The organism is Agrobacterium rosae (genome assembly GCF_002915175.1).
Taxonomy (GTDB): Bacteria; Pseudomonadota; Alphaproteobacteria; order Rhizobiales; family Rhizobiaceae; genus Agrobacterium; species Agrobacterium rosae.
On record NZ_NXEJ01000008.1, the window covers coordinates 309,807 to 331,467 of the forward strand.

A 21,661-nucleotide genomic window follows, 5' to 3' on the forward strand; every position below is an offset into this window, starting at 1 on the left:
CTGCGGCGTGACCGGAACGGGTCTGAAGAGGGGGACAAGCCATGTATACGGACAGGATTTCTGACATGATCGCCCACTTCATCGGGCTTTTCGAAACCGAAGTCGATGAAGCGCGAATGAGAACCCATTATGCTGGAGGCCAAGGTCTTCAAGACGATAGGGCACTGCCGCCGCATGACGACGTGCAGAACGCTGACCAGACTTACGACGTACCGCTGCAGGACTATGACCCCGGCGTTAAATACCGTGCCGGTCACTATGAGTTCAGCGCAACACGCACGCACCATGCCTTGTCGTTCGACGACGCCATCCGTAAGCATTCGCACCATGCGTCTTATGATTTTGCTGGCTCGCATTTCAGAATGCCCGGCGAGATCGACGCCTATCAGGAACAGCCAAAACTCGTTCTCTATACCGGCCCCGGCTCCGTCATTGCGCATGTGTCACAGCTGACCTTGCTGCAGGATGACGACTATCTCAACATGACTGATGGTCCCAATGTTGCGCGTGACACGACCTATGTCACCGAGCGCACGACCGAATATTACAACGAAGCGGCACGCTTCACCCCGTTCGACAGCTATCACCGCACCGACACCTATGATGGATTGCAGTCCATAGCGAAGGATCTGCACGACTACATCACGCAGGCCAGAGACAATGATGTTTCGTCTCTCGGGACAGGTGCCGACCAAGATTTCGTTGTCGCCAGCCATTCGATCACCGGAACCTATGTGAATGGCGTCGCGGCAACCGCATTGCCAGATGTCGATGATTTCATGCCGGATCGCGGCATTGCCAAACCGCCGACGGACCGGGAAGAAAGCGATGCGCCGCAGGAAAGTCACACCGGCGCGGGCAACAGTCTGGATGTGGCCGCCGGTGCCAATGTGGTCGCTAATATCGTGTCCGTGGTCAATACCGGCGTCGTAGCGCCGGTCATGGCTGTTATGGGCGACTACCACCAGATCGATGCGATCACGCAATCCTATGTCTACAGCGATCACGACAGTATTGATTCCGCTTTCACCCGCGAAGACCATGCAGGAACCGTCGCCAACAATATCGCTGCGTTCCAGAGAACCGTCTGGGGCGAAAGCGCCGATGGCGGCCATGCGGAAAGCACACCCGACGCGACGATATTTCCGACCGCCTGGCGGGTCAGCTACATCGAAGGCGACGTGTCCTTCGTGCACTGGATCGAGCAATATCACTTCGTATCCGACAACGACACGATGACGGTGACGACATCAGGTGCCGATGTGAGCGTGCTGACCGGCGGAAACAGCGCCGTCAACCTGGCGAATTTCCTCGGCATCGGCATTCAATATGATCTGGTCATCGTTGGCGGCAATGTGCTGGACATGAACATGATCGCCCAGATGGCCGTTCTCTACGATAACGACAGCGTTCACGCCCTGCCCGGCTCGACATCCGGTGCCACCGTCCAATCCGGCAACAATCTTCTCTGGAACGAAGCGTCGATCCACAATGTCGGTGCCAATGATCGGTTCGCGTCTATGCCCGACTATATGGTCGAGGCCGCCAAGGCGATCAACGAGCGCGATCCGCACATGCCGGAGGGGCTCTCGACGGACCCGAATTTCGCAGGCTATGCCGGTCTCAACGTCCTCTACATCACCGGCAATCTCTACGACGTCACCTACGTCAAGCAGGTCAGCGTTCTGGGGGATTCGGACGACGTGACACAAGCGGCCTCGAAGGTGCTTGCCAACAACGAGAACGCCACTGTTCACATCGATACCGGCAGCAACGCCGTCGTCAACATTGCCCAGATCACCGATTACGACAGTTTTGGTGGCTCTACCTATGTCGGCGGTCATCTCTATTCGGATGCCGTGCTGATCCAGGGCGGACTGATCGAGCACGACGCAACGCAGCCGCATCAGGCGGCTTTGGCCAACGAGGTCATTGCCTTTCTTCATGACGACAATCCAGCCGACGACCACATCGACGCGGTCTTCAACTCCGGGCACGACCTGTCGTGGTCGCAGGCCCATCCCGTCGATGTCATGCAAACGGCCGTCGCATAGCAGGCTTTTCAGGGGAACGTGGAAATGGATCACATTTCGAGAAACAAGATCGAGCAGGGGCGCATTCTCGGCCTTAATGAAAAGACGGATGGCGAGGCCGATGGCAATCTGACCGAGGCCTGCATCACGGCGATAAATGACGCGGTCGACAATCTGCGTCAGCTTTCGTCGGCAGCGGTCAAAGCGGAGATTGCGCCGGAGCCGGTAAGGACCGCCACGCCGGTCATAGAAGCAAGGGTAACACCCGACCCTGAAACCCCGTCGGTGAACCCCGCATCGCGCGACGCACCGACAGAAAAGCCAGATCTCAAAACCGGCCCGGACCTGCCTTTCATCAAGACCATAGACAACAATGATGGCCCTATCCGTGAAAACGAACGCCGTCCCACCACGGGCGGTGGCGGCAATGGCAAGGAGCCGGACCTCAAAGGTGGCGGCGGCGGTGGTGGCGGAGGAAACGAGCACGGTTTTCACAAGCGCAGCGAGCCGGTCAACTTTGCCGCAAGTCTTGCAAAGGGCATCGCAGCCGTTCGCCGCAACATGGTGATCGTGATGCTGTTTACCGTCGCGATCAACGTCCTGCTGCTGGCCATTCCGCTTTACCTGTTCCAGATTTCCGACCGTGTTCTAACCAGCCGCTCCATGGATACGCTGGTCATGTTGACGATCGCAGTGATCGGCGCGGTTCTGTTGCAGGCCTTCATGGATGCGATCCGACGCTTCATTCTGATGCGCACCGCAGTCGAACTGGAAGTTCAGCTTGGAGCACCGATCCTCAGCGCCGCAGCCCGCGCATCTTTGCACGGTAGTGGCAAAGATTATCAAATATTACAGGACCTTCAGCAGCTTCGTTCTTTCCTGACATCCGGCACGCTGATTGCGTTTCTCGACGCGCCGCTGATGCCGCTATTCGTGCTGGTGGTTTACCTCGTCCACCCGCATCTGGGCATCATCATCATGGCGTGTTGCGCCGTGCTGTTCGTTATCGCCTGGCTGAACCAGAAGTTCACGGCGAAGCAGTTTTCCGAAGCCAACGGCTTTCACAGCCGTGCAAACTTCCACCTCGATTCCATGTCGCGCAATTCGCAGATCATCAATGCCTTGGCGATGATACCGGAGGCGGTGAAAATGTGGGGCCGCGAAACAGCGGGTTCGCTCAAATCCCACGTCGCAGCGCAGGATCGCAACATCATGTTCTCAGGCGTATCAAAGGCCTGCCGCATGATTACCCAGATTGCTCTTCTCGGCTGGGGCGCGCATCTGTCGCTTTCCGGCGAGTTGACTGGCGGCATGGTGATCGCGGCATCCATCGTTTCGGGTCGCGCGCTTGCCCCAATCGAAGGCGCAATCGAGGGATGGCATCAGTTCAACAAATCGGCCTCGTCCTATGGTCGCATCAAACAGCTTCTTCTCAGCTCTCCACTCAATTTTCCGCGCCTGCGACTGCCAAACCCGGAAGGAAGGTTGGATGTGGAGCGCATTCTGTTCGTTCCCCCACCGCAGAAAAAAGTGATCCTGAACGGCATTTCCTTCTCTCTGAAAAAGGGAGAGTCGCTGGCGATCATCGGCAATTCCGGTTCGGGTAAAACCACGCTCGGCAAGATGCTGGTCGGCTCCATCCTGCCCACATCAGGCAATGTGCGTCTCGATCTGATGGATCTGCGCAACTGGGATCAGCGCCAGTTCGGTGAGAGCATCGGTTATCTGCCGCAGGATGTGCAGCTTTTCCCTGGCACCATCAAGGCCAATATCTGCCGTATGCGCGACGACGTGGAAGACCGGCAGATTTATGAGGCCGCCGTTCTTGCCGATGTGCATGAACTGATCGCAGGCTTTCCGCAAGGCTATGAAACAGTCGTTGCTGCCGATGGCGCACCGCTTTCGGGCGGCCAAAAGCAGCGTATCGCGCTTGCTCGCGCCTTCTTCGGTGATCCGAAATTCGTGGTGCTGGACGAGCCGAACTCCAACCTCGACACGCAGGGTGAGCAGGCGTTGGCGAAAGCGCTACTGCACGCCAAGACGCAAGGCATCACCACAGTCACCATTACCCAGCGACCTGCTTTGCTGCAATGCGTGGATAAGATCATGATTTTGAAGGACGGATCGGTCGCGATGTTCGGAGAGCGGATCGAGGTGCTCAAGGCGCTATCCGGCAACAGGGGCTCGCAATCCGGTCAATCTCCGCAGATAGAGGGTTAAGGCCATGGTTTTCAAAAGAAAACAAAAGCAGGTGGAGCAAGGTCAGCTCGAATGGTACAGCGAAGTCCCGCGCTCCATCCGCATGTACAGCGTGACAGGTCTTGCCGTTCTGTTCGCCTCGTTCGGTGGTTTCGGTTACTGGGCAGGCACCGCACCTCTGGCCTCCGCTATCATCGCGCAAGGCAGCTTTGTGGCGACAGGCAACAACAAAATCATCCAGCATCTGGAAGGTGGCATCATCAAAGAAATGATGGTGAGCGAAGGTCAGGTGGTGAAAGAGGGTGATGTTCTCGTCGTTCTCGACAAGACGGCCGCACTTTCCAACCAGAAAATGATCAACCTGAAACGGCTTCGCCTCGAAACCATCGTTTACCGCCTGCGGGCCGAGGCCCAGGGTGAAAAGACGTTCAAGGTGCCCGACATCGTGATGGCGGAGGCAAGCGACCCGGATGTGAATGCCATTATCCAGGGCCAGAATGTGGTTTTTCACAGCAAGCAGATCAAGCTGGAAGAGCAGCTCAATCTGGTCGAAAAGAACATCCGCTCGCTCGAGTTTCGCTTTATCGGCTACAAGGGACAGAAATCATCCTTTGAACGCCAACAATCATTGCTGGAGCAGGAACGCGATTCCAAAGCCAAGCTTGCCAAGGACGGCGTGATCCGCAAGACCGATATGCTGGCGCTGGAGCGCGCCATTGCCGATGCGATGGGAGACATTTCCCGTCTGGATGGCGAGATGAACCAGAGCGAGGCCGAAATCGCGAAATTCCGTCAGGAAGCTGTGATTGCCGTCAATTCCAACAAGCAAGCCGCACTCGACGCGCTGGAAACAGCCGAGGCCGATCTCGATGGCGTGCGTCAGCAATTGCGCGAAGCGTCCCAAATTTTAGACCGCACCGTGATCCGCTCTCCCGTCAACGGCACGGTCATTCGCTCCTACTATCATACGGCAGGCGGCGTCATCACCACCGGCAAGCCGATCATGGAAATCCTGCCAGCCCATGTGCCGCTCATTCTCGAAGCGCAGGTGTTGAGAACCTCCATCGACCAACTGCATGAAGGACAGACGGCGGCCATCCGCCTTTCGGCGCTCAACCGACGCACAACGCCGGTGCTGGATGGAAAGGTGTTCTACGTTTCCGCCGACAGCATCGAGGAAAATGCTGGGATGCAGGTCAAGGACGTCTATATCGTCCGCGTCCAGATTTCGGACGAGGAATTGGCCAAGGTGCATGGCTTCCATCCGGTGCCCGGCATGCCGGCGGATGTCCTCATCCAGACATCGGAACGGACGTTCTTCGAGTATCTGACAAAGCCGATTGCCGATAGCATGTCGCGTGCCTTCAAAGAGCGCTGAGGCCAAAGCCAGCCTTCTTCCTCCCGAGACATCGGCCCGGAAATCCTTATCGATTTCCGGGCCGATACTGTATGATTACCTCATGCTTTGGGCCGGAGGGTTGAAATGGCAGCCATGTCTGACGTCTTGTTGCTGGTCGGCCGTCTCAACTATGTCTGGACCAATACCGAAAGCCTGTTGATCTATATCATCGCCCATCTTCTCAAGGTCGAGAAGGAGGCGGCGATCGTCGTGTTTCTGACGCTGAATACGACACGCGCGCGCATGGATCTCGTCGAGCGTCTGGCAAAGCTTCGTTCCACGTCCGTGGCCGATAGAAAAGCGGTTCTGGGCGCAATGGCGCGTCTGAAAAAGGAATCGAAGACGCGTAACAAATATAATCACTGCATCTACGCCTTCGATGAGAACGGTGACATTTCCAGTACGCAGTTGATGCGGCTTGTGGAGGATGACAAGCGGGTGCGTTACGGCAAGGTGGAGCCTGTGGACGCCGCCGAAATCAAACTGCTGGAACGGTCGATTGCAGAGATTACCGATATCAGCAAGGATATGTGGGTCTTCATTAAGAACAGCAAATACGTCTCTGGCGATCTATAGCGACGCGTGTCTGAATGTCAGATTGAACCGCGCGCGCCCGGCCGCATCATGTGCTCCCTCCTTCAAGGGCATGATGCCGTGAAAGAACAGGCGGGACGGACCGCCCCAAACGACGACGTCGCCGTGGCTGAGCGGATATTTGCGCACGGGATCGCCACGATTGATACCGCCGAACTGGAAGGTCGCAGGCAGGCCAAGTGAAACAGATACGATAGGATTGGTGAAATCCTTCTCATCCTTATCCTGATGCAGCGACATTTTCGCGCCGGGCTCATAACGATTGATCAGGCAGGCATTCGGCACAAAGTCAGGATATCCCGCTTGCTTGGCGGCATTGACAGCAAGAGACATGAAACTCTCCGGCATGGCTGGCCAGGGCTGACCGCTTTCGGGATCTGTCTTCTGATAACGATAGCCCTTACGATCCGTCACCCAGCCGAAGGGGCCGCAATTCGTCATGGCCACGGACATGGAAAATCCACCGGGCGTGACCATGTGCCGGAACGGTGCGACCGTGGAGACACCTTCTATCTGCGATAACAGATCATGGGCATTTTCCAGCGCATAACGACGCAGCAACCATGCACCATCCGCCATTTTTTCGTTTGCGCTATCGAGCCCGGAGAACAGATCAACCATCATGCCAAAGCGCTCCCGGCCGTGGCAGTAACTGAGGGGTGGAGCAAGGGAAGATACCCCGCCTTCAGAGCACGCAGCGTTGAGGGTGGTGTCAACAAACCATCCACGAAAGGCAAGGTTTCGGGTGGCTCGTAGCCATCAGCGCTCCACCGATAGGGCTTACCCTTCTTGATAAGATAGGCTTTGCCATCAGCAGCGATCATTGCGCCGTCAGGCAATTCCTCCAAGGTCAAGAGCAACATGTTCAGACGCTTGCGGCGCGACTGAAGCCTCTCCTTGTGCAGGATGATATCGATATCTCCGGCAGTGGGCACAGATGTCCCGTTGCCCTTGGCCCACGCTGCCCGGAATTTGTCCGCATCCTGCCTGCGGCACTGAAAGCAGGGGCGGTGGCCAGCGGCCAGAGCCGTTGCCTCATCGAAAAAGAAAAGCTCGGTCCAGCTTCGTGTCGCCATGACATCCCGGCGTGCATTCTTGTAGTCGCAACTGCACACGAGCCAAGCCTTCGACGTCCAGCGCTTTGTCGTCAGCGTCTTCGTTTCGGGATCATGCAGAATACCGCGATTGCCGGTGAAGAGACCGCGCATAGGCAGGTCAACGATATCGCCAAACGGATCGACGCGATTCTGTAGCGGCATACTCTTCTCCCTGACGACAATGAGCAGTTCGCTCAAATCACATGCAAAAAGAGACCATTTTAGGGAGCTGCGGTGCCGCGATTTCGTTGTAAATGCGGCGTTAAGCACAATGGTCCATATCTTGTGAGAGATTTCGTGGCCCTGCCGTCACCGCTTGAGAAGGTTCGCCCCTAATGCCCGCTCCCGAGATGCGCCGGAAGTTGTTTTCCCATGAGAGACCAGACGTTATTTACGCCATCGGCGATGTCCACGGCTGTTTCGACCTGTTGCAGGCATTGCAGCAAAAAATCCTGAACGATGCGGCTCAGCACCATGGCTCGAAATGGATCGTGATGCTGGGTGACTATGTCGATCGCGGGCCGAAATCCTCCTATGTCATCCATGAGTTGATGCAGCCGATGTCCGGCGACATCGAACGTTTTTGCCTTGCCGGAAACCACGAAGCGACGATGCTGGATTTTCTGGAGGATCCGCGTAAGGACCATCTCTGGCTGGAATTCGGAGGGCTGGAAACGCTCAAGTCTTACGGGATCGGCGAGATATCGCAGGACAAGAAACACCTGAAGGCGCAGCTTAAAGAACACATTCCGCAAAACCATATCGACTTCATGGCATCGCTGCCATCGCTGCTGGCGGTTCCTGGCCTTTGTTTCGTGCATGCGGGCGTGGTGAACGGTGTACCGCTGCAACGGCAGGACGACAAGCATCTGCTGTGGATACGACCCAAGGAGCAAACGGTGCCGGGCGCGGACAATCTGTTCATGACCGTGCATGGTCATACGCCGGTGCGTAGCGTTTCGCTGTCCGATAACCGGCTGAATGTGGACACCGGAGCGTTTATGACGGGGCGACTGTCTGCGGTGAAGATCGTTCGGGATGGCACGGTGACGGTGATGCACGCGGAGTAGAATTACCGAACGGTAGAAACGAAAAACACCGGCTGAACCTCAGCCGGTGTTTTGCATTTCTCAAGCGACGTTTAGTGGTTGTCGCGTGGCACGCCCTTGGTCTGGGCGATGCGCTGATACTTGACGGCATTTTCCAAAACCGCGCCGGTTTCCATCTGGCCGACGAGGCCACGCTGGATTTCCTGCCATGGGGTCTGGTGGTCGGGGTACTTGTACCCGCCAGATGCGGAAAGGGCCTCATAACGCTTGGCCAGTTCTTCGGCAGAAATCAGAATGTCTGCCTTGCCGTTGCCAACGTCGATGCGAACCCGGTCACCGGTCTGAAGGATCGCAAGACCGCCGCCTGCGGCAGCTTCCGGCGATGCGTTGAGGATGGACGGGCTGCCCGATGTGCCGGACTGACGGCCGTCACCAATGCAGGGGAGCGAGGTGATGCCCTGCTTAAGCAGGTAATCCGGCGCACGCATGTTGACGACTTCGGCAGCACCCGGATAACCGATTGGACCGGCACCGCGCATGAAGAGAACAGTGTTGGCGTCGATGCCGAGCGACGGATCGTCGATGCGGTGGTGGTAATCCTCCGGACCATCGAACACCACGGCTTTGCCTTCGAATGCTTCCGGGTCGTTCGGGTTGGACAGGTAACGTTCGCGGAACTCAGGCGAGATCACGCTGGTCTTCATGATGGCGGACGAGAACAGGTTGCCACGCAGAACGCGGAAGCCTGCGCGCTCTTTCAGCGGCTGATCGAACGGGCGGATGACCTTTTCGTCTTCGATGATGGCACCACGGCAATTGTCGCCAATGGTCTTGCCGTTGACCGTCATTGCGTCTTCTTTGATGAGGCCTTGCGTCATCAACTGGTTGACGACAGCTGGAACACCACCGGCGTGATAATAGTCTTCGCCGAGATATTCACCGGCAGGCTGAAGGTTGACCAGCAAAGGCACTTCTTCGCCATAGGTCTGCCAGTCATCGACCGTCAGTTCAACGTCGAGGTGACGCGCAAGACCGTTCAGGTGGATAGGCGCATTGGTGGAACCACCAATGGCCGAGTTGACGCGGATTGCGTTGATGAAGGCGTCCTTCGTCATGATGTCGGAAGGCTTGAGGTCTTCGCGAACCATTTCAACGATGCGCAAACCGGTGAGGTAGGAAATTTCCTGACGGTCGCGGTAAGGTGCGGGAATTGCCGCAGAACCGGGCAACTGCATGCCCAGCGCTTCAGCAAGCGAATTCATGGTCGTTGCCGTACCCATGGTGTTGCAATAACCGGTTGATGGAGCCGAGGAGGCAACGAGCTTGACGAAACCGGCATAGTCGATCTCGCCCTTTGCCAGCAGCTCGCGGGCCTTCCAGACGATGGTGCCGGAACCGGTGCGTTCACCACGGAACCAGCCGTTCAGCATGGGGCCGACGGAGAGCGCGATGGCTGGAATGTTCACGGTGGCCGCCGCCATGAGACAGGCAGGCGTGGTCTTGTCACAGCCGATTGTCAGAACGACGCCGTCCAGCGGATAGCCGTACAGCACTTCCACGAGGCCGAGATAGGCAAGGTTACGGTCGAGGCCCGCTGTCGGGCGCTTGCCGGTTTCCTGAATGGGGTGAACCGGAAATTCGATGGCGATGCCACCTGCTTCGCGGATACCTTCACGCAGACGGTGGGCAAGCTCGAGATGGTGGCGGTTGCACGGCGACAGATCGGAACCCGTCTGCGCGATACCGATGATCGGGCGATCAGACTGCAATTCTGCCTGGCTGAGGCCGAAGTTCATGTAGCGCTCAAGGTAGAGCGCCGTCATATCAGCGTTATCAGGGTTATCGAACCATGCGCGAGAACGCAGCTTACCGCCCTTTGCCTGTGTTGCGGGTAGGTTGGTCGAGTCTTTCATAACTTTGATCTCCAGCCGGAAGTGGCAAATGGGTACGACAACAGGATTGCGACGACCTTATGATGAGGACAAGAGAAAAGGAACTCGGCAGCACGATGCGCGAGACAGGTCCGGCAGAGGACATCGCCAGAATTGACCGACCTTTTGAAGACAGTCGATAAGGATCGTCACACGTTTCCGCCCTGAATTCTTCTTTTGCCTGACACTCATCTGCGGCAATTGACTGAGTCCGTCAATCACCAAGGATCAGCACTCGGTATTCGTATTACTATTTTGCGCCCCGGCCTCTTGTCAAGCAGAGCGCAGAGTTGATCGGTACGCCGCGCAAAAATTATTTACGGCTCGAACTCTATTGTAATATAAGGAAAAATTCCTGTTTTCTCAGGATTTCTTCCTCGTCGAATACAAGAAAACGCTCAGAAGCCACTTTCCAAAGATAATACTATATGCTCATATCTGCCCGTCTTAGCCGAATTCATCTCTGGGAGGATTACAGATGAAAAAAGCACTCGCGGCAGTTACTGTCGCTCTATCTGCATGTCTGGCATCAGGCGTTTCCGCAAAAACTCTCACCGTTGGCTTTTCGCAGATCGGCTCTGAATCCGGTTGGCGCGCGGCTGAAACAACGGTGACCAAGCAGCAGGCCGAAAAACGCGGCGTGACGCTGAAGTTTGCCGATGCGCAGCAGAAGCAGGAAAACCAGATCAAGGCCGTTCGCGGCTTCATCGCACAGGGCGTCGATGCCATCTTCATCGCACCTGTCGTCGCAACCGGCTGGGATGCCGTTCTGAAGGAAGCCAAGGAAGAGAAGATTCCTGTCATTCTTCTCGACCGTCAGATCGAGGCTCCAGACAGCCTGTACCTGACCGCTGTCACATCCGATCAGGTCCATGAAGGCAAGGTTGCCGGTGAATGGCTGGCCAAGGATGTCGGCTCCAAGGACTGCAAGGTCGTAGAGCTTCAGGGCACCACCGGTTCTTCGCCTGCGATCAACCGCAAGAAGGGCTTCGAGGAAGGCATCGCATCGCATGCCAACATCAAGATCGTTCGTTCGCAGACCGGCGACTTTACCCGCACCAAGGGCAAGGAAGTCATGGAAAGCTTCATCAAGGCTGAAGGCGGCGGCAAGAATATCTGCGCAGTTTACGCCCACAATGACGATATGGCTGTCGGCGCAATCCAGGCCATTAAGGAAGCTGGTTTGAAGCCAGGCACAGATATCAAGGTCGTGTCCATCGATGCTGTCCCCGATATCTTCAAGGCCATGGCTGCCGGTGAAGCCAATGCGACGGTAGAACTGACGCCAAACATGGCTGGCCCTGCCTTCGACGCGCTTGAAGCATATTTGAAGGACAAGAAAGAGCCTGCAAAGTGGATCCAGACGGAATCCAAGCTCTACACGGCGTCTGATGACCCGATGAAGGTGTACGAGGAGAAGAAGGGACTTGGCTACTAAGCCAGTTTCCAGCTTCGGGAGCGGCGCGCAAGCGCCGTTCCCACCTATATTCCGTGCAGGACTTGACCATGCCCGAAACCAGCCCTCTTCTGGAAGCGCGCGCCATAGGAAAATCTTTCCTGGGTATCGCTGCGCTCGATAATGTCGATATATCGCTCAACCGTGGTGAAGTTCATGCTTTGCTGGGAGAAAACGGTGCGGGCAAATCGACGCTCATCAAAATACTGACAGGCGTTTATCACCGCGACCGTGGCACAATTCGTCTCGATGGCGCAGAGATTTCGCCGACCAATGTCGCCGAGGCGCAAAACCTCGGTATCGGCACCGTCTATCAGGAAGTGAACCTTCTCGAAAATCTGACCGTCGCCGAAAACCTGTTTCTGGGCAGACAGCCCCGCCGTTTCGGCCTGATCGACCGTCGCGAAATGCGCGCAAAGGCGGAAAAAATTCTGACGCGCTATGGCCTTACGATCAATGTCGATGCGTTGCTTTCGAGCTACTCCGTCGCAATCCGCCAGATTATTGCGATTGCCCGCGCCGTTGATCTCTCCGGCAAGGTTCTGGTTCTGGACGAGCCGACCGCGAGCCTCGACAGCCACGAAGTCGAGATGCTGTTCACCGTGCTGCGCCAACTGCGCACTGAGGGTCTTGGCATCGTCATCATCACCCACTTCCTCAACCAGGTCTACGATATCGCCGACCGCGTGACCGTATTGCGCAACGGCAAGCTTGTCGGCACCCGCCAGATTTCCGAATTGCCGCGCGGCGAACTCATTTCGATGATGCTGGGACGTGAACTGCAAAGCGTGACCCATGACCGTCAGGCCGCAGACAACACCGTGGTGGAGGGCGAAGCGCCGATCCGCTTCGAGGGGTAGGGAAAACGCGGCAGCGTCGAACCGTTTGATCTCGATGTGCGCCCCGGTGAAGTTGTTGGTATCGCCGGTCTTTTGGGTTCGGGCCGCAGCGAGACCGCTTTCCTGCTGTTCGGCATAGACAAGCCGGATGGCGGACAGGCCAGCATCGACGGCAAGACGGTTGCGATTTCTTCTCCGGAAGCTGCCATTGAAAACGGGTTCGGCTTTTGCCCGGAAGAACGAAAGACGGATGGCATCATTGGTGATTTTTCCGTGGCGGATAATATTGCGCTCGCCTTGCAGGCGAGACAGGGGTGGATGCGCCCGCTCTCTCACAAGCAAAAGGCCGCATTGGCGGATGGCTTTATCAAGTCACTCGATATCCGCCCGGCGGATCGCGAAAGACCGATCAAATTTCTATCCGGCGGCAATCAGCAAAAAGCAATCTTGGCTCGTTGGCTGGCGACCGATCCACGCCTGCTCATTCTCGACGAGCCGACACGCGGCATCGACATCGGTGCGCATGCGGAAATCCTGAAAATGATCGAGCGTCTCTGTTCGCAGGGCATGTCGCTCATCGTTATATCGTCTGAACTGGAAGAGCTGACGGCTGTCGCGCACCGGGTCATCGTGCTGTCCGACCGGCGACATGTGGCCGAACTCAAGGGAGAAGACGTGACCGCGGATAACATCATGCAAGCCATTGCCAGTGCATCCAGAACGGAGGCCGCATGATGAAGAGCATCACTGCCCGCCTGAAACGGCTCGCGCCCCAGCTTGCCGCACTCATCATCATCCTCGGCGCTATCGCTTTGATTTCACCTGGATTTCTGAATGTGTCGTTCCAGAACGGCCGCCTCTATGGCAGCGTCATCGACATTCTGGTGCGCGCAGCGCCGGTGGCATTGCTGACGATTGGCATGACGCTGGTCATCGCCACCAAGGGCATCGACCTGTCCATTGGTGCGGTCATCGCCATCTGTGGCGCAGTTGCCGCGACCTTGATCACCAGCGGCCACTCTATTCCCGTCGTTATCGCCGTTTCGCTTGCAGTGGGCATCGTCTGCGGTATCTGGAACGGTATTCTTGTCGCCATTCTCGATATCCAACCGATCATTGCAACGCTGATCCTGATGGTCGCCGGGCGCGGCATTGCCCAGCTCATCACCGAAGGCGTTATTCTGACGTTTAACGATGACAGCTTTTCCGCCATCGGCACCGGCGCTTTTGCGGGCATCCCCATGCCTGTCATCATCTGGGTTGTGACAGCGCTGCTCGTGGGCATTCTGGTGCGCAAATCCGCACTCGGCTTTCTCATCGAAGCGACCGGCATCAACCGCCGCGCATCCGCGCTGGCCGGTGTACGGGCACGGTTTCTGTTGTTTTTCGTCTACGCAGTATCCGGGCTTTGCGCAGCCGTTGCGGGCATGATCGTAACCGCCGATATCCGCGGTGCGGATGCCAACAATGCCGGTCTATGGCTGGAACTCGATGCCATTCTGGCGGTGGTCATCGGTGGCACATCATTGAATGGCGGGCGTTTTTCCATCACCGCATCGCTGATCGGTGCCTTGATCATCCAGACCATCAATACCGGCATTCTGGTCTCCGGCTTTCCACCAGAATTCAACCTCATCATTAAGGCGGGCATCATCATTGTCGTGTTGACGCTGCAATCACCCGCCATCGGAACGCTGATCGGCTTTACCAGATCGCGCAAGACACCGGCTCCAGTCACGCCGTCCCACACCGTCAACCATGAGGGAGCGGCGCGATGATCCACACCCGCAATCTTCCGTTTCTGACGACTCTTGCCGTCTTTCTCGTCGCCTATGTGCTGTGCGTTATGCAGTACCCAGCCATGTTCTCGACGCGGGTCGTCGGCAATCTGTTGACGGACAACGCCTTTCTCGGCATCGCCGCAGTCGGCATGACCTTCGTCATCCTCTCGGGCGGCATCGACCTTTCCATCGGTTCGGTCATTGCCTTCGCCAGCGTGTTCGTGGCGGTTCTGGTTGGCACCTATAATGTCCATCCGCTGGTCGCCTTCGCAGCCGTGCTCGTCATCTCCACGATTTTCGGCTGCCTGATGGGAGCGATGATAAGATTCCTCTCAATACCGCCCTTTGTGGTGACCTTGGCTGGCATGTTTCTGGCGCGTGGTGCCGCCTATCTGATCTCGACGCAATCCGTGCCGATCTCGCATCCCGTCATCGATGCCATCCAGGGCTTCTACTTCCGGGTGCCCGGCGGTGGACGGTTGACGGCGCTTGCCATCGTGATGCTGATCGTCTTCGTCGTGGGCGGCATCGTTGCCAGCCGGACACGGTTTGGTGCGAACATTTATGCACTGGGCGGCAATCAGCAATCGGCGGAACTGATGGGTGTTCCCATCGGCAAGACGATCATCGGTATCTATGCCCTCTCAGGCTTTCTGTCTGGGTTGGCTGGTATCGTCTACACGCTCTATACATCCTCGGGTTATTCGCTGGCGACGGTTGGCATGGAGCTTGATGCAATCGCAGCCGTGGTCATCGGCGGCACCTTGCTGACAGGCGGCACTGGGCTTGTGGCGGGGACTTTCATCGGCTTGCTGATCCAGGGACTGATACAGACCTACATCGTCTTCGAGGGCACATTGTCATCCTGGTGGACGAAAATCGTCATTGGCATACTGCTGTTCATATTCATCGTGTTGCAACGCACCATCATCTGGTATTCAAACAGAAGGCTGGCTGGAGCTCATCCGGCATAACGATAACGACGGAGGCATTTTATTGGGGCTGCTGGAAACCACAATTACCGGACGAAAGCGGCGCAGCAGCCATGCGCATGTCGTGGCTGAGCTCGGCAGCGCCATCGTATCGGGCCGCATCCCCGAAAACTCTCTTCTGCCGAATGATGCCGAGCTTTCCCTTCGCTTCGGCGTCTCGCGCACCGTGCTGCGTGAGACCATGAAGACGCTGGCAGCCAAGCGCCTTGTCGAACCAAAGGCAAAAGTTGGAACACGCGTTCTGGAAAAATCCAGCTGGAATTTCTTCGATCCTGATGTTTTGGGCTGGCGGTGCGATGCGGGGCTGGACCCTGAGTTCATCAATCATCTAGCCGATATCCGACTGGCACTGGAACCGGCAGCCGCAGCAGCAGCAGCACGCCATGCGTCGAGCGAAGACATCGTCTCCCTCTATGCCATTGCCGCTCGGTTCGACAATGTGAACCATACGCCCGAGACCATCGCCAAGGTCGATCTGGAATTTCATCTGGCCGTCGCCCGCATTTCCGGCAACCCCTTCATGCGTTCTGCCAGCGGCCTGATCGAGGCGGCACTCGCAATTTCCTTCCAGCTTTCTTCGCCGGCGTCGTCGCCAGAGACGATTTCGGAAATTGCATCCAATCATCTGCGCATCGTCCATGCCATTGCGGCACGGGATGAAGGCTCTGCCATCAAGGCCATGCGACAGGTAATTCTTGTCGGCAAGGACCGGATCAAGAACGCGATCTCAGAGTGACACTCTGAGATATCCGGCGCGCCTCAATGAAAATTGCGGCCTTTGACGGTGATTTGGTCCCCTCCATCCTCCTGCATGTCGGCTCGTTTCGGTAGGCGGCGACGATCTTCGGGTGGAATGCCGTGATGAAACTCATCGCCTCGGCCATGCGGCAACGGAAACGGCCCTTCCCTTTCGCCCACGCTTTTCAGCACATCGGAGAGATCGGTGATACGGCGGGCGACAAGATGCACGACTTCGCCTTCACGCTGGATTTTTCCGTAAATCCCGACCATTCCCGCCGACAGAATGACGCGGCGATATTTCTCGAAGGTTTTGACCCAGACGACGGCATTGGCAATGCCCGTTTCATCTTCCAGCGTCATGAAGATGACACCCTTGGCCGAACCGGGCCGCTGCCGAACCAGAACGAGCCCGGCAATTTCCAGCCAGCTTCCGTCGTTTGCACCAACGGTTTGCGCACAAGTCGCAATACGCCGCTTTGAAAGGTCATCCCGCAAAAACGCCATGGGATGCTCGCGCAAGGTCAAGCCGACATGGCCATAATCCTGAACCACCTCCCCACCCGCCGTCATGGGGCGCAAGGCGACCTCTGGTTCGCTCAACTCCGCAATGACGCTGTTCTGGCTTGCAGCAGCGGCCGCAAATAACGGCAAAGGCTCATCGCGCAACGCCTTGATGGCCCAAAGCGCCTGGCGGCGGGATAGGCCAAGCGACGGCAAAAAGGCATCGGCTTCGGCAAGCGCGACCAGAGCATCAACAGGAACACCGGCCCTTCGCCACAGATCATCAATGGATACAAATGGGCGATCCTCACGGCATGCGATGATATCGCCTGCACGCTTGTTGGACAGCCCTTTGACAAGGCACATGCCGAGACGAACGGCATTTCGCTCAGGGCCGACTTCCTCCTCAAGCCTGCAATCCCAGCGGCTGGTGTTAACGCAGACAGGGCGCACAACGACACCGTGATCGCGGGCATCGCGAACGAGTTGGGCGGGCGCATAGAAGCCCATCGGTTGGGAGTTCAGAAGTGCCGCGCAAAAAATATCCGGGTGATGGCATTTCACCCAGGAGGATGCGTAGGCGATCAGCGCGAAGGATGCCGCATGGCTCTCAGGAAAGCCGTAACTGCCGAAGCCTTTGATCTGCGCGAAAAGCCGTTCTGCGAATTCCGGCGCGAAACCTTTCGCGATGAGCCCGCCAATCAATTTACTTTCGAAATTGGCAATCGTTCCGACATTCTTGAATGTCGCCATTGCGCGCCTTAACTGATCGGCTTCATTGGCAGAAAAGCCCGCACAGTCAATGGCGAGCCGCATGGCGTGTTCTTGAAAGAGCGGGACACCAAGCGTCTTGTGAAGAACTTTTTCGAGCATTGGATGCTCGTACTCGATTGTCTTTCCCTGCGCCTTTTCCTCCCGCCGCTTGAGATAGGGGTGGACCATATTGCCTTGAATAGGACCGGGCCGCACAATCGCTACCTGAATAACCAGATCATACAGTTCCTGAGGCCTCAGCCTCGGCAACATCGACATCTGTGCACGGCTTTCGATCTGGAACGTACCGATGGTATCGGCCTTGCAGATCATGGCATAGGTCGGTTTGTCACCATTCTCTATGCTCGTAAGCTCGAATTTTTTACCTTTGCGAACTGTCAGCATATCGAAGGCCCGACGCATGCAGGACAGCATGCCGAGTGCGAGGCAATCCATTTTCATAAATTCCACCACCTCGATATCGTCCTTGTCCCATTCGATGATGCTGCGGTCGTCCATAGCGGCGGGCAGAATGGGGACGAGTTCGTCCAGACGGTCATGCGTCAGCACAAAACCACCCGGATGCTGGCTGTGATGGCGCGGTGTGCCGATGAGTTGGCGGGCAAGATCAAAGGCAAGTTTTACGCGTCGATCATTCAGGTTGATGTTGAGGTCCTTGGCTTCCTTTTCCCCCGCATCTTCCGTCCACCACCAGATTTGCGAGGACATGAGCTTAGTCAAATCTTCCGGCAAGCCCAGTACCTTACCAACATCGCGAATGGCACCCTTTCCGCGGTAGCGACTGATGACAGAGCAAAGTGCCGCCTTGTCATGCCCATAATGATTGTAAATCCACTGGATGATCTCCTCGCGTCGTTGATGCTCGAAATCCACATCGATATCCGGCGGCTCGTCCCGGTCTTCCGAGACGAACCGTTCGAACAGAAGGTCGCTATCCTTGGGATCGATGGCGGTGATGCCCAGCACAAAACAGACGGCGGAGTTGGCCGCCGAGCCTCGGCCTTGGCACAGAATCTCCATCTCCCGCGCCTTACGGACGATGGCATTGACGGTGAGAAAATAGGGGGCGTATTTTTTCTTGGCGATGATCGCCAATTCATGTTTGAGGCTGTTTTTCACCTTTTCCGGCAGACCATCAGGATACTTACCAGGCACTTCATCCCAGACATATTTCTCCAGCGCTTCCTGCGCATTCAAACCCGGCAGGATGTTTTCTTCTGGGTATTGGTATTTCAGTTCCTTAAGCGAAAATTTGCACCGCCGTACAATCTCCAGCGTTCGCTTGAGAGCGCCGGGATAGGCGGAAAACAGCCGGTGCATTTCCTGCGGTGGTTTCAGGTAGCGGTCGGCGTGCCGTTCGCGCCTGAAACCGGCATCATCGATGGTACAATTGTGGCGGATGCAGGTGACGACGTCCTGCAGCATGCGGCGTTCCGGCTCATGAAACAGCACGTCATTGGTGACGACGGTGGCAACGCCTGTACGCTCTGCCATGTGCGAGAGATCATAAAGCCGCACCTGATCGTTCGGACGGCGGCGGAGGCTCATGGCCACGTAGGCTCGATCACCAAAATCAGCTTTCAGCCGCCGCAGCCGAATGGAGAGGACTTCATCCGCAAGGTCCGGTAACAGGATGACCAGCAGCCCTTCACCATAGGCAACCAGGTCGCTCCATGTCAGATGGCATTTTCCTTTGCCCGCCGCTTTCTTGCCATGGGTAAGCAGACGGCACAGCCGGCCGTAGGCGGCCCGATCTGTGGGATAGACAAGCACGGAGATGTCGTCTTCCAGGTCGAGCCTGCACCCGATGACGAGCCGGATTCCTGTTTTTTCCGCAGCCCGATAGGCGCGCGGGATTCCGGTGAGGCTGTTGCGATCCACAATGCCCAGGGCCTCGATGCCGAGGGCTTTTGCCTGGGCAAACAAATCCTCGCAGGAACTGACCCCCCGCAGGAACGAGAAATGCGATGTCACCTGAAGTTCGGCATATTGAGCGCTCATCCGAATAGCCCGTGCATAAACCAGCTCAAGGAGCCGGTATTGGCGTGCTCACCATCACCGTAGCGGAAAATCCAGAAGCGCTCGCCTGCCTCATCCTCCACGGTGAAATAATCGCGAACTGCAGCCTGTTCGCAGTCGCGTTTCCACCATTCACCGAAAACGCGTTCCGGCCCATCGGCCCGTTTCACCAGACGGCGGACACCGCGCCATGTGAAGCTTTTGGGCGGATGATCCGGCAACAGTGCCATTGTCTTGATCGGCTCCGGGCGGGCAAGGAGGCGAACTGGACGTGGCCAGTGGTCCGGCCAGCCGAGAGGATCAGCGGCAGACTGTGCAGCAACCATCTGGACGGAACGTTCGGGTACATCGCTGGCGACTGCCGCATAACGATAGACCTTGTGGCCGCGGTTGATGATGACATCGACGGTTTCACCAATATCGGCTTTCGCATCATCCAGCAGGGTGGAGCGCGCCTGCCCCACCACCAGCGCTTCCGCGTGGGTTGCCGTCAGAGTCATTTTCTCGATGCCGAAACCGGGGTCGATCGTATCGATCCGGTCGCTCAAGAGGCGGGTCAATTGCTTGACGTCGCGAACCGGTTTGGAGGTTCCGGCGCGGATGGCCTGCAAGCCGCTATCGACCCGGTGCAGCACGAGATCGACACGTCGTGCGCCGAGGCCACGCTTTTCCAGCCCGAGACAAAGCCGGCGAACGAGCTTTTCGGTGTATCGTGCGATGGTCTCGGCAGCAGAAATGGGTTCGGCAAAGAAGCGAAAAACTTCGACCAATTCCGGCACGCGGATCGGCTCAATCGGTTCTGACAGCAGGCCATGAGCATGATCCAGCCTGCGACCCACCTGCGGGCCGAAACGCAGCGTGACCGGCGCACGCGCTGTTGCCATCAACTGCCCAATGTGGCGAAAGCCCAGCACTTTCAGATCGGCCACGGTCCTCGGCTCCAGACGAAGAGCCGCCAAGGGGAGAGATGCGAGTGCGGCAAAGGCACCCGCTTGCGGCACGATGGTTGCGGCATCCTTGCCGAAGCGAGCCAGCGCATGCGCGGCACCCCAGCTGTCGGCAATCGCAGCACGTGCCGTAAAGCCAAGCCCGTGCAGGCGGTTGATCATGCCGGTCAGCATCAGATGTTCGTTGCCATGCAGATGGTCCGCACCCGTCGTATCCAGCACCAGACCATCAGGCGGATCAGGCGCGACAATCGGTGCGTAGATCCGCAGGAACCAGAAGGCGAGGTCCCGCAGCGCTTTGGCATCCTCGGCAGCCTGCAACTCCTCCACGATGAGGCCGGGCAGAATGGCCTGCGCCTTGCTGACCGGCATGCCAAGCCTCAGGCCAGCCGATGCTGCCGCAACATCCTGCGCTGCGATTACCCGACGACTTCCCTGTCTGGCAATCATCACCACCGGGCGGTCAAGCGGTGGCGCTTGTTTGCCAAGCGTCCTGCGGTAGCGGTCTGTCGACCATGTCGGCAGGTAGAGCGAGACGACCCTTTGCATCACAGGCTTCCACTTCAAAATCGGCACATTCGCCGCCACGACACCGCAAAAGCTCCAGAAACCAACGCGCCCGACCCACCCCCTGCACCGGCAAGGGTGTGGAGGGCCGCACGGAAATGCGCCACCGCGTGACGGCAGCCGTCGGCTGTCCGAACTCAACAGCACCGGATGGATGACGCCAGCGACGAATTGCGAGACCGACGACCCCGGACCCTTCCGCCGCCAATTGCAAACGTCGGGAGATGGTCATTGGCAGTTTCGACACTTCACCCACCACTGCCCCGAAGCCGTTGCAGCGCAAGCCCTCTTCGAAACAGTCCAGCACGCCTTTTTCATCGCGACACTCCACAATGATCAGGCGGTTTTGCGATAGGCCCGCCTGCGTCAAGGCAGGCATGAACAGATCAGGCCGGGTCACGCACCAAAGAATTTTGCCTTTCACACGTGCGGCTATGCCTGCGGAAAACAGCGCCGGAGCAGCGCCATCCACGGCACCATTGCCGCCACCGCTGACCTCGTGCAAACTTCCGAGCTTCAAGCCGCCGCCGGGCAGATGCTCATCAATGGAAGGAACACCGAAAGGCAGGGTTTCATGATGCCGTACCGGACCTTGCGTGATCCGCTCCAGCCGCTCCCGCAATTCTTCGACAACCAACTGTTCGGCGCGTTTATGCATGACACAACACTTTTAGAGGCACTTCACGCTTCAAAAACTACTTGTTCACTTTTTGTTCCTACTTCAGCAAAGAGTCAATAAGCT

Annotated in this window: 15 protein-coding genes and 1 pseudogene; 10 read left to right on the top strand and 6 right to left on the bottom strand. The window is 57.3% G+C overall.

Annotation, left to right across the window (positions count from 1 at the left end; all coding sequences use genetic code 11):
- Nucleotides 1–41 precede the first annotated feature (41 nt).
- The 4 genes from CPJ18_RS17255 to CPJ18_RS17270 all read left to right on the top strand — a co-directional run bounded on the left by CPJ18_RS17255 (nt 42) and on the right by CPJ18_RS17270 (nt 6,207).
- Entirely contained in the window at nt 42–2,054 is a 2,013-nt protein-coding gene (locus tag CPJ18_RS17255; RefSeq protein ID WP_103659479.1) for a hypothetical protein, read from the top strand.
- Nucleotides 2,055–2,078: 24 nt separating this feature from the next.
- Complete coding sequence (locus CPJ18_RS17260; protein ID WP_077106324.1) at nt 2,079–4,253, top strand: type I secretion system permease/ATPase; 2,175 nt, start codon at nt 2,079–2,081, stop codon at nt 4,251–4,253.
- Nucleotides 4,254–4,257: 4 nt separating this feature from the next.
- Entirely contained in the window at nt 4,258–5,610 is a 1,353-nt protein-coding gene (locus CPJ18_RS17265) for an HlyD family type I secretion periplasmic adaptor subunit (RefSeq protein WP_077106325.1), read from the top strand.
- Nucleotides 5,611–5,715: 105 nt separating this feature from the next.
- A complete protein-coding gene (locus CPJ18_RS17270) occupies nt 5,716–6,207 on the top strand; it encodes a hypothetical protein (protein WP_077106326.1) in 492 nt (163 codons plus the stop codon).
- Here the strand turns inward: CPJ18_RS17270 and alkB are convergent.
- Nucleotides 6,202–6,846 carry a DNA oxidative demethylase AlkB gene (gene alkB / locus CPJ18_RS17275; RefSeq protein ID WP_077106367.1) on the bottom strand — a complete coding sequence of 215 codons (645 nt, stop codon included), beginning with the start codon at nt 6,844–6,846 and terminating at the stop codon, nt 6,202–6,204. The genes CPJ18_RS17270 and alkB overlap by 6 nt on opposite strands.
- Entirely contained in the window at nt 6,846–7,484 is a 639-nt protein-coding gene (locus CPJ18_RS17280; RefSeq protein WP_077106327.1) for a hypothetical protein, read from the bottom strand. Before CPJ18_RS17280 ends, alkB begins: the two co-directional genes overlap by 1 nt.
- 173 nt (nt 7,485–7,657) lie before the next feature.
- Between CPJ18_RS17280 and CPJ18_RS17285 the strand changes: the two genes are divergently transcribed.
- Nucleotides 7,658–8,392 (top strand): metallophosphoesterase, encoded by a 735-nt coding sequence (locus CPJ18_RS17285; RefSeq protein ID WP_083716576.1) that lies wholly within the window; start codon nt 7,658–7,660, stop codon nt 8,390–8,392.
- Nucleotides 8,393–8,463: 71 nt separating this feature from the next.
- Here the strand turns inward: CPJ18_RS17285 and CPJ18_RS17290 are convergent, their stop codons facing one another.
- Nucleotides 8,464–10,284 carry an IlvD/Edd family dehydratase gene (locus CPJ18_RS17290; protein WP_077106328.1) on the bottom strand — a complete coding sequence of 607 codons (1,821 nt, stop codon included), beginning with the start codon at nt 10,282–10,284 and terminating at the stop codon, nt 8,464–8,466.
- A 496-nt stretch (nt 10,285–10,780) separates the two neighbouring features.
- On the opposite strand from CPJ18_RS17290, the gene ytfQ reads away from it, so the two are divergent.
- The 5 genes and pseudogenes from ytfQ (at nt 10,781) to CPJ18_RS17315 (ending at nt 16,106) form a co-directional block, all read left to right on the top strand.
- Nucleotides 10,781–11,740, top strand: a complete 960-nt coding sequence (gene ytfQ / locus CPJ18_RS17295) for a galactofuranose ABC transporter, galactofuranose-binding protein YtfQ (protein ID WP_077106329.1) — start codon at nt 10,781–10,783, stop codon at nt 11,738–11,740.
- A gap of 68 nt (nt 11,741–11,808) precedes the next feature.
- A pseudogene (locus tag CPJ18_RS17300) lies at nt 11,809–13,332 on the top strand (sugar ABC transporter ATP-binding protein).
- A complete protein-coding gene (locus tag CPJ18_RS17305; protein ID WP_167397939.1) occupies nt 13,332–14,375 on the top strand; it encodes an ABC transporter permease in 1,044 nt (347 codons plus the stop codon). The pseudogene CPJ18_RS17300 and the gene CPJ18_RS17305 overlap by 1 nt, the downstream one beginning before the upstream one ends.
- Nucleotides 14,372–15,352: a galactofuranose ABC transporter, permease protein YjfF gene (gene yjfF / locus CPJ18_RS17310; RefSeq protein ID WP_103659481.1), complete on the top strand. Its 981-nt coding sequence runs from the start codon at nt 14,372–14,374 to the stop codon at nt 15,350–15,352. The genes CPJ18_RS17305 and yjfF overlap by 4 nt, the downstream gene beginning before the upstream one ends.
- 22 nt (nt 15,353–15,374) lie before the next feature.
- Entirely contained in the window at nt 15,375–16,106 is a 732-nt protein-coding gene (locus CPJ18_RS17315) for a FadR/GntR family transcriptional regulator (RefSeq protein ID WP_103659482.1), read from the top strand.
- A 23-nt stretch (nt 16,107–16,129) separates the two neighbouring features.
- Here CPJ18_RS17315 and CPJ18_RS17320 read toward each other — a convergent pair whose 3' ends face one another.
- The 3 genes from CPJ18_RS17320 to CPJ18_RS17330 are packed head-to-tail and all read right to left on the bottom strand — an operon-like array spanning nt 16,130 to nt 21,577.
- A complete protein-coding gene (locus CPJ18_RS17320; RefSeq protein WP_103659483.1) occupies nt 16,130–19,387 on the bottom strand; it encodes an error-prone DNA polymerase in 3,258 nt (1,085 codons plus the stop codon).
- Nucleotides 19,384–20,901, bottom strand: a complete 1,518-nt coding sequence (locus CPJ18_RS17325) for a Y-family DNA polymerase (RefSeq protein ID WP_077106334.1) — start codon at nt 20,899–20,901, stop codon at nt 19,384–19,386. Before CPJ18_RS17325 ends, CPJ18_RS17320 begins: the two co-directional genes overlap by 4 nt.
- Nucleotides 20,816–21,577: an ImuA family protein gene (locus CPJ18_RS17330; protein ID WP_077106335.1), complete on the bottom strand. Its 762-nt coding sequence runs from the start codon at nt 21,575–21,577 to the stop codon at nt 20,816–20,818. The genes CPJ18_RS17325 and CPJ18_RS17330 overlap by 86 nt, the downstream gene beginning before the upstream one ends.
- Between the last annotated feature and the right edge of the window lie 84 nt (nt 21,578–21,661).

Bases quoted from the DNA above. Each gene is read 5' to 3' on its own strand.
- CPJ18_RS17255 (WP_103659479.1), top strand. From the start codon at position 42: ATGTATACGGACAGGATTTCTGACATGATCGCCCACTTCATCGGGCTT.
- CPJ18_RS17260 (WP_077106324.1), top strand. From the start codon at position 2,079: ATGGATCACATTTCGAGAAACAAGATCGAGCAGGGGCGCATTCTCGGC.
- CPJ18_RS17265 (WP_077106325.1), top strand. From the start codon at position 4,258: ATGGTTTTCAAAAGAAAACAAAAGCAGGTGGAGCAAGGTCAGCTCGAA.
- CPJ18_RS17270 (WP_077106326.1), top strand. From the start codon at position 5,716: ATGGCAGCCATGTCTGACGTCTTGTTGCTGGTCGGCCGTCTCAACTAT.
- alkB (WP_077106367.1), bottom strand. From the start codon at position 6,846: ATGGTTGATCTGTTCTCCGGGCTCGATAGCGCAAACGAAAAAATGGCG.
- CPJ18_RS17280 (WP_077106327.1), bottom strand. From the start codon at position 7,484: ATGCCGCTACAGAATCGCGTCGATCCGTTTGGCGATATCGTTGACCTG.
- CPJ18_RS17285 (WP_083716576.1), top strand. From the start codon at position 7,658: ATGCCCGCTCCCGAGATGCGCCGGAAGTTGTTTTCCCATGAGAGACCA.
- CPJ18_RS17290 (WP_077106328.1), bottom strand. From the start codon at position 10,284: ATGAAAGACTCGACCAACCTACCCGCAACACAGGCAAAGGGCGGTAAG.
- ytfQ (WP_077106329.1), top strand. From the start codon at position 10,781: ATGAAAAAAGCACTCGCGGCAGTTACTGTCGCTCTATCTGCATGTCTG.
- CPJ18_RS17305 (WP_167397939.1), top strand. From the start codon at position 13,332: ATGAAGAGCATCACTGCCCGCCTGAAACGGCTCGCGCCCCAGCTTGCC.
- yjfF (WP_103659481.1), top strand. From the start codon at position 14,372: ATGATCCACACCCGCAATCTTCCGTTTCTGACGACTCTTGCCGTCTTT.
- CPJ18_RS17320 (WP_103659483.1), bottom strand. From the start codon at position 19,387: ATGAGCGCTCAATATGCCGAACTTCAGGTGACATCGCATTTCTCGTTC.
- CPJ18_RS17325 (WP_077106334.1), bottom strand. From the start codon at position 20,901: ATGCAAAGGGTCGTCTCGCTCTACCTGCCGACATGGTCGACAGACCGC.
- CPJ18_RS17330 (WP_077106335.1), bottom strand. From the start codon at position 21,577: ATGCATAAACGCGCCGAACAGTTGGTTGTCGAAGAATTGCGGGAGCGG.